The sequence below is a fragment of the Allocoleopsis sp. genome, assembly GCF_036703385.1.
In the GTDB taxonomy this organism is placed as follows: domain Bacteria; phylum Cyanobacteriota; class Cyanobacteriia; order Cyanobacteriales; family Coleofasciculaceae; genus Allocoleopsis.
The window spans coordinates 1-7,412 of record NZ_DATNPA010000427.1 but is presented as its reverse complement, the minus strand read 5'-3'; the positions used below and the strand labels follow the sequence as shown (position 1 = coordinate 7,412).

4 protein-coding genes are annotated in these 7,412 nt (G+C 48.1%); 1 reads left to right on the top strand and 3 read right to left on the bottom strand.

Annotated elements, in window-relative coordinates; genetic code table 11:
* Together V6C93_RS21110 and V6C93_RS21105 are read right to left on the bottom strand one after the other, a co-directional pair.
* A partial coding sequence (locus tag V6C93_RS21110) for a filamentous hemagglutinin N-terminal domain-containing protein (protein WP_333478646.1) occupies nt 1-3,545 on the bottom strand: 3,545 nt, incomplete at its 3' end.
* A 333-nt stretch (nt 3,546-3,878) separates the two neighbouring features.
* Nucleotides 3,879-4,649, bottom strand: coding sequence for a hypothetical protein (locus V6C93_RS21105; RefSeq protein WP_333478645.1), 771 nt, complete (start codon nt 4,647-4,649; stop codon nt 3,879-3,881).
* A gap of 369 nt (nt 4,650-5,018) precedes the next feature.
* On the opposite strand from V6C93_RS21105, the gene V6C93_RS21100 reads away from it, so the two are divergent.
* A complete protein-coding gene (locus tag V6C93_RS21100) occupies nt 5,019-6,410 on the top strand; it encodes a DUF3747 domain-containing protein (protein WP_333478644.1) in 1,392 nt (463 codons plus the stop codon).
* A 376-nt stretch (nt 6,411-6,786) separates the two neighbouring features.
* Here V6C93_RS21100 and V6C93_RS21095 read toward each other — a convergent pair.
* Nucleotides 6,787-7,412 (bottom strand): toll/interleukin-1 receptor domain-containing protein (locus tag V6C93_RS21095; protein ID WP_333478643.1); only part of this gene is annotated, 626 nt, incomplete at its 5' end.

Below are 7,412 nucleotides of genomic sequence, written 5' to 3'. Positions count from 1 at the left end.
GTCTGCTGATAGCACTCAACGAGTTGGCTATAATCACTTTGACTATGAGTCCCTGCTCCCTTCTGGTTGAGAGACTCGACTTGTTGCTGACACTCTTGCATCTTCTGGGCGACTGGTGAACTTTGCAGCTCGTTTTGTTGTGAGGAAGCAAGGGCAGTACCTGAAGTAGTCTGTCCTGATGAAGTCGAGGACGGACTGCTGGGATTTTGTGCCGTGGTAGTGGTATTGCCTCGATTAGTCTGTCCTGATGTGGTTGAGGACGAATTGCCAGAATTTTGCAAAGGAGTATTTGGAGTAGTTGGAGCTATTACTAGGGGCTGAGGATTCGGAATGGGTGGAGAACCACCAGGTTGTGCGGGATTAGGTGCGTTCCCCGATGGCATTGGGGTTGGGGACGGCGAGATTGATGGAGAACTACCGGGTTGTGCGGGATTAGGCGCAAACCCTGACATCTGTATGAAGAATGATGGGTTATTCGGGCCATTTGATGAAATATGACCTGACATGGGAATCGAGCCAGGCGGTGAGATTAGTGAGGAATTCAACCCAAATGACGTAATTCCAGTTGCCAAGACAATTGACGATTGAGGCGTCATTAAGAATGAGGGTTCAGGCAAAATTCCCCTCAAGCACAGCAATGGTGTAACAGCAGGCGACTGGGGCGGACGCAGAGTTACCAGTGGTAGAGCAAGAGTACTAATTGACAGCTGGGGTAACGATAGCCGTTGTTGGGGAGCTGCCTGCGGAAGCAGACTGGTTGGAGGCAGTGGTGGTGGCGGCGGTGGTGGCGGTGGTGGCGGTGGTGGCGGCGGTGGCGGCGGTGGCGGTGGTGGTGGCTGAATTTGAGTAACGTTAATGGCTATCTGTAGCGGGGATGAAGTGGAAACGCGATCGCTCGCCCTCAACACAAACGCATTAACTTGTCCAGTCGCATCCTGTGGTGGAGTGTAAACCAAGACATCATTAGCTGTCACAGTGTCTCCTGCACCCAGTGGGACACCATTTCGGGTTAGGGTTCCTGCTGGAGTTGAAGCAATCTCCAGTGAAGTGTTATCTCGATTGCCATCATTCACTGCTGGATTTAAATCCCCCACTGTGAACGTGAGCGACTGATTTTGTTGAGTACTGGGTAGCTGGGTATTTGCCGTCAGCGTGGGTGGAGTATTGATAGACCTTATAGTAATGCCCGTTGGAGTCCCCGTTGCCGTTCCACCATTAGCAAGGACTGGAAATGAACCTGACGCCAAAGCAGGAGTTGGAGTATTGGTATTGTTAATGGCTCCGGTTGTACCATTAATACTCGGACTTCCAACCACAAAAGGTAGATTATCAGAGCCACCATCATGTTGAATTGTGACAGCACCCCCTGTAGCAGTTCCTTGGCCTCCTGTAGTGGCTTGAGTATTAATCGTGCTACCCAAAATTTGTCCTGTTCCTTGGACTAACCCATTAGAAATTAGGTTAACTTGACCCCCTGAAGCGTTCCCTAATCCAAGGCTAGCTACACTATTAATGGTATTAAATTGAATGTTCTTTCCAGCCTGAAAGTTGATTGAACCACCTGTTGCACTGCCTTGAAATACAGAAACAGTCGGTGCAGCAGATGTATCAATTGCACCCGTTAGGATACTTCCTTCAGCCTTTAAGTTGACTGAGCCACCTGTTCCTGTCGTGAACACATTGCCAGCAGCAAAGGTATTAATATCACCTGTATTAATATCACCTTGAGCAATCAAATTGACTGCACCACCACTTCCAGCAATGAACGTAGTAGGGGCAAAAGACGTGTTGATATTTCCAGTTAGTGTAATTCCATTTCGAGAGTCGATTGTCACTGAACCGCCATTAACTGGAACATTAGTGGTAGTTGCATTACTGCTGCTATTAATCGCCCCAACTTGAATCGCTCCACCAAGTAAAGATGTATTAGGGAAATACTGATTTGTCAAAAACACCGAGCCATTGGGAGCCGTGATATTGATACTGCCGATTGTGATATTGGCACCCGTTGGAGTTCCGCCAGTCGCGGGAACTCCAGGAGTAAAACCAGTGGGAAATGGTGGTGCAACTCCTGGGGTACCGAAGGCAGTGGTTCCTGCTCGAATATCGAGAGTTGGTTGAGTGCTGCCGTTGATGGCTAGTTGAGTTGTTCCATCCGAGAGGGTGACAGTCTCACTGATAAAATTCAGTTGGTCAATGCCTGTGATGGTCACATTTCCTGAAATGGTTACACTACCCCCTGCAAAAATGTGCAGAGAAGCTCCTGTATAACTGTTAAAACTAACATCTCCACTGGCTCGAATCACTGGGTCTTTGGGACTCGATAAATTCCCAGCAATACCAGTCAACTGTTCAATGCGAAAATTGCCACCAGTTGTATAGTGAGCATCACCTCCAACGGTATTGGCAGAACGCAACACCATATCCCCACCAGAGAAGAAACCACTCCCTGGATGATTCAAGGCAAAAATATCAACGTCGTGGTTGCCCTGAAGTGTGAGAGTTCCTCCTGCGGCGGCAACAAAAGGATTCGCCACAGTATCTCGCACTTTTACAGTATCGCCCGCCAATAATTGCAAGTTTCCTGTTGTAGAAAGCTGACTCTCCACTAAAGTTAAGTTGTGGTTCGCCTGTAGATTCGCTGTTGTTCCAGTCAAATTCCGTACCGTCACATCCCCAGCTTCCACTGGCAAACCAGAACTGGTTAGTTCCACTTGACCATTACTATTAACGGTTAATCCTGTCGCACCCTCCACACCTCCACCGGTTAGCATCTGGGGTAGGGATAAAATAGGTAACAGGAAGTTCGACGGTTGACTGCTACCGGGTTCTATGGGTTGAATCTCTAAACTCAGCGGATTCCCCAGTTGACTGATACGCAAAAGATTTTGTCCAGGTACTGCTGCTACCGTAACCTGAGCGTTGGGTGCCTGAAGTTGCCCGGTACTGACAACCGTGCCGCCTAACAAACTTAAGTTTCCCTGCTGCACACTCAGATTACCCGCATTGAGGATGACTCCGGGTTGAGGATTTGTAAAGGCAAAAGTACTCAGACTACCGATGAGTGATGGATAGTCATTAGCACCTAGAGCATTAAACCAATGGCTACCCAAACCAATGCCTGTAGCTGTCGTTGCCGTAAAATCAGCCGGCACATTTAACTGAGCTCCTGCGCCAAAAATTATCCCCGCAGGATTCATCAAAAAGAGATTAGATTGCCCGCCACTAACCTGGATTAATCCATTGATAACAGAAGGATTTCCTCCAACAACTCGACCTAGGATATTTTGAATAGTTGGGTTGGTAAGAAAGTTAGCCGTTTGATTAGAATTAAGGCCAAACTGCTGGAAGCTATGGAAGAGATTGGCTCCTGACTGAGTACCCCCGTTGATGTCAAATTGGTTGCCATCAGGAGTAGTAATGACGGTGCCTGTACCGTTAGACCCTAATTCAGGTGTGATGAGTTGCGCTTGTGCTTGCCTGGAGAGAGTTTCCAACAAAACCAGGGTTAGCAATAAGCCAATGCTTTTGGTGGATAGTTTCATCGCGCTCTCGCTCAGAAGTATTGAAAGTTGCCAATAAGCTTTAAGGCAATCTTGCTACTTTCGCCCCTGGTCAATGAGCAAAGATTGTCTCAGATCAGCTAATAAGACTTATCGATTCTATATGGGAAATCGAGGTAAAAGATAATTGTATCTATCTGTAGTAGTTATCGGCGCACTCTATGACTTTTATGCAATAAAATCTTCAGTAGACGTGCCACGACGCTCTCCTGTTGGTGAGCGTACATCCCAATGGGGAAAAAAACAATAGTAGGGTGCGTCGCGACGCACCCTACTAGTAGAGTTGCAGTGTAAGTTCTGTTTTGTTTTCTCGTACTAAGCCGTCTTGAAAAAGCGGATAATTTCGCGAACGTGGTCGAGAAATTGTCCATCTGTGGTTAGCTGCGCGATCGCATTTTGGGCTTCCCTCGAAAGACGCTCGTGCTGAGCTTCGTTGGTTGCTCGTAATTGTTCAATCGATGCCCCTAGCTGAGCTAACTCTTTACGAGTCTCTCCCTGAAACTGTTGATTGGTGGCTACCCAGGAGTAAGGTTCTTCTGGATCGAGTTGCTCTTCGAGGCGCTTGACGGTTTCTTCTAGGGTAGTGAAGCGATTCCGCAGTTCCCAAATATCTTCTCTGGGATAAGTAAATTCTTGCCGAATCATCGCTAAGCGGGCGGCGAGATATTCATAGGTTCGGATGGCTGGACGCAGAACGGTGAGCAGTAAGGCGGCACCGGAACTGATGTAACCCACCACGCTGATACCGGTAGCAGCGAGGGTATAAAGTCCGGCGGCTGAAAGTAAATGCAGTGTAATAGCAACAACGAGCGATCGCTTGGCGATTACCTTGGCATACTCGACTTGCTTTTGATCAATCTTAATCTCCTTTTGCTCAGACGCCGCCGCCTCGTCCAACACGGCCTTAGCTTCAAAGTGTATATTCCACGGTACTGTAACAATCACCAGCAGCCACTCGAAAATTGCGATCGCAATGACCCAATCTATAAAGCTACCGGCTGGTATATGCAACCATTGCAGTATCCCAAAAGCCAGCAGCACCAGAACTCCCAATCCGAAACTGAAACCGATGAAGTTATAGTACATTTGGGCCAGTCTCCCGTGAAAACATAGCATTATCCTGACTGGATGGGGTCACGACAGCAGATCGATTTGTGCTGGTTGTCAGAGTTTCACACACAAGTGAGGGTGAAGATCGTCCAAAACTGCCTTAACCCTTCATCGAGCAGTGGACATTCCTCAAACTGTCACACAGGACAAGGCGAAGACATGGAGTCTGAGCCAAGCGCGCTCGGTCATTAGGCGGTCAGATTGTGATATCTTTACTCCGGCGCGACCAATTTGCCTGTGAATAATAATTGTGGAAACTTTTAAGGATGAGGTTCATCAAATAATTTGAACAAAGAATTTACCCCATTACACAAAAGCATATTTGATTTTTTAGCGAGAGACACGATGAAGACTTCGTTTCGAGGGACAGCAGCGGCGCTTGCCACAGTTTTAATCTCCTTAATCGGTGCAGGTACCTTAGTCAAGGCGGCAACCTTTGGGAAACAAGAGGTTGACCAACAGAAATTCATTGCCGTAGCTGCACCCTATGGCAACAATCAGCATCAACTGCTGCTCATTGAGCAAGTTTCAGCCAAGCGCCAGTGCTGGAGCGAAAGTGGTAGCAACCCCGTCATCGTTGATCCACTACTCTTAAATTTTGACTTTACGGGTATCTGTGGACGCAGTACAGACGCGAATGGTTATTCCATGCGCCTAGCTGATGAAGATTTGGGGCTACAATACCTCTTGAGAATTGTAGAGCGTAACGGTGAGCTACAACTAGTTGCCACCTCCCGAACCGATCGCACAGCACCCGATATTCTCATCGGCAGAACAGGAGGTGTTGCTAGTGGCTTTGCCAAAATCTCTCTAGAACCTGGTTGGCGACTAACGAAAAGAACCTACGAAGGCAAAACCCTCGGTCACGTCTATCTCACCAATGATGCAACTTTAGCCAGTATTGGAGGTTCTGGTAGTACCGGAACCGGAACAGGTACTGGTACAGGCACAGGCACAGGCACTGGCACAGGCACAGGCACAGGCACAGGTACTGGCACTGGCACGGGTACTGGTACTGGTACTGGCACAGGTACAAGTACAGGCACAGGCACAGGCACAGGCACAGGCACAGGCACTGGCACTGGCACTGGCACTGGCACTGGCACTGGCACTGGTACCACCATTGCTTTCCGAGACATTGCATCCGATGTCTACGCTTCGGAAATTAACGATGCAGTGGCGCTGGGCTTCATTGCTGGATTCAGAGAAGACAATACCTTTAGGCCGCAACTTGCTTTAACCAGAGAGCAATTGGTGTCTATGGTGATTGAAGCCTTAGGCAAGCTACCTGGTGCAAATATCACGGTTCCCACTCAAGTTTCAGCCTCTCCCTATCCTGATGTTGCCACTTCACGCTGGAGTGCAGCCAAGATTCAATGGGCACGGGACAATAAAATTGTTAGTGGCTATACCGATGGGACATTTCGACCCACTCAAGCCGTGACTCGTGCCGAACTCATGGCAGTACAACGGCGGGCGGCTGAGTTTGCTCAAACGCTCCAAGGACGGCAAGCCAACCTGACTCCGAAGCAGCCAGCCCAACAGTTTTCAGACACTCAAGGGCACTGGGCAGCTTCGCTGATTAGTCAAATGTCTTCCTATTGCCGAGTCGCTTCTCCCGTGAACGAAACAGGGAGTGCCTTTGCCCCAGATACTCAAACTCGTCGGAACTACGCCGCCGCTGCAACGTTGCGGATGCTCAACTGTGTGAAGTCTGAGTCAGCCACTACTCCTTAAAAATGGGTTTTGGGATGGCTGACAAAGTTGTTTGAGAGTGCGATCGCCTTTGACGGTGCGTGAAGTGCGATCGCACTCTCCTCTCTTCTCCCCTGTTTTTTACCGGAGCTTTAGTGAGGATGAAGAGAGCTGGGGGAGATCTAAACTCACAACTTAATCGCATAGAAATCTGTTGAACTTTTCCCCTTACTCTGAAGCCAAATACTATCAGGTTCCCAGGTGCCATTTTCTTTTCTGCGGCAATGGGTGCGGACAGTCAGCTTATCGCCTTCAAATTTCAGCAGGTTGTCTTGCTAGGGAGTCTTTGTTACCAGTTCTTTGGTGGATGCGCCGAAGGTTCCGGCACAAATTTTGTCGAGGTTACGTCCATCTTTGGTCATGTCGTAGCGGTAGTTGCTGCTTTGATTTCGCGACAAATTTTTGCTAATACCTCGTTAAGTTTTGCTCCTTTCAAACTCTCCAAGGGTTGAGAAGGATTATGTACTGCTTGGTATGGCTCAATTTCTGTTTCTTCATACAGGCAATAACCAACAGGCACCCAAATAACTTTCAGTCCTTCTTGTTCGGCAGCGTTTAGCAGGGGTGGCAGTTCGTGCTTGGCGATGAAGTCAGATGCTAGGAAATTTGCACTCACCATCAAGACAGCCACATTAGCTCTAGCGAGAGCCTTCTCAATTTCGTCTCGCCACTTGGCCCCGGCTTGGATTTTCGTATCATCCCAAACCAAGATGGTTTTGTTCTGGATTATTGGCTTGAGCATAGTCTGGAGTTTTTCCAGGATTGTTTTATCCTTGTGGCTATAGCTAATAAAGACTTGGTCGCGCTTTACATCTGACTTGGATTTATTTTCCATTTGAGGGGGTTGGGTAAGGGTGTAGTTGTAGAATTTGCAGCGTTCTTGAATGGCATAAATTGTATGAAGTAAATAAGGATTTTTATCTGTTTTGAGACGCAAAGATAAATCAGGCAGTAATTCAGGACTAGCGATTGTCCCCAGAATTT

What these genes read in the sequence shown, in the direction of transcription:
- V6C93_RS21105 (WP_333478645.1), bottom strand. Translation starts at nt 4,649, where the DNA reads ATGTACTATAACTTCATCGGTTTCAGTTTCGGATTGGGAGTTCTGGTG.
- V6C93_RS21100 (WP_333478644.1), top strand. Translation starts at nt 5,019, where the DNA reads ATGAAGACTTCGTTTCGAGGGACAGCAGCGGCGCTTGCCACAGTTTTA.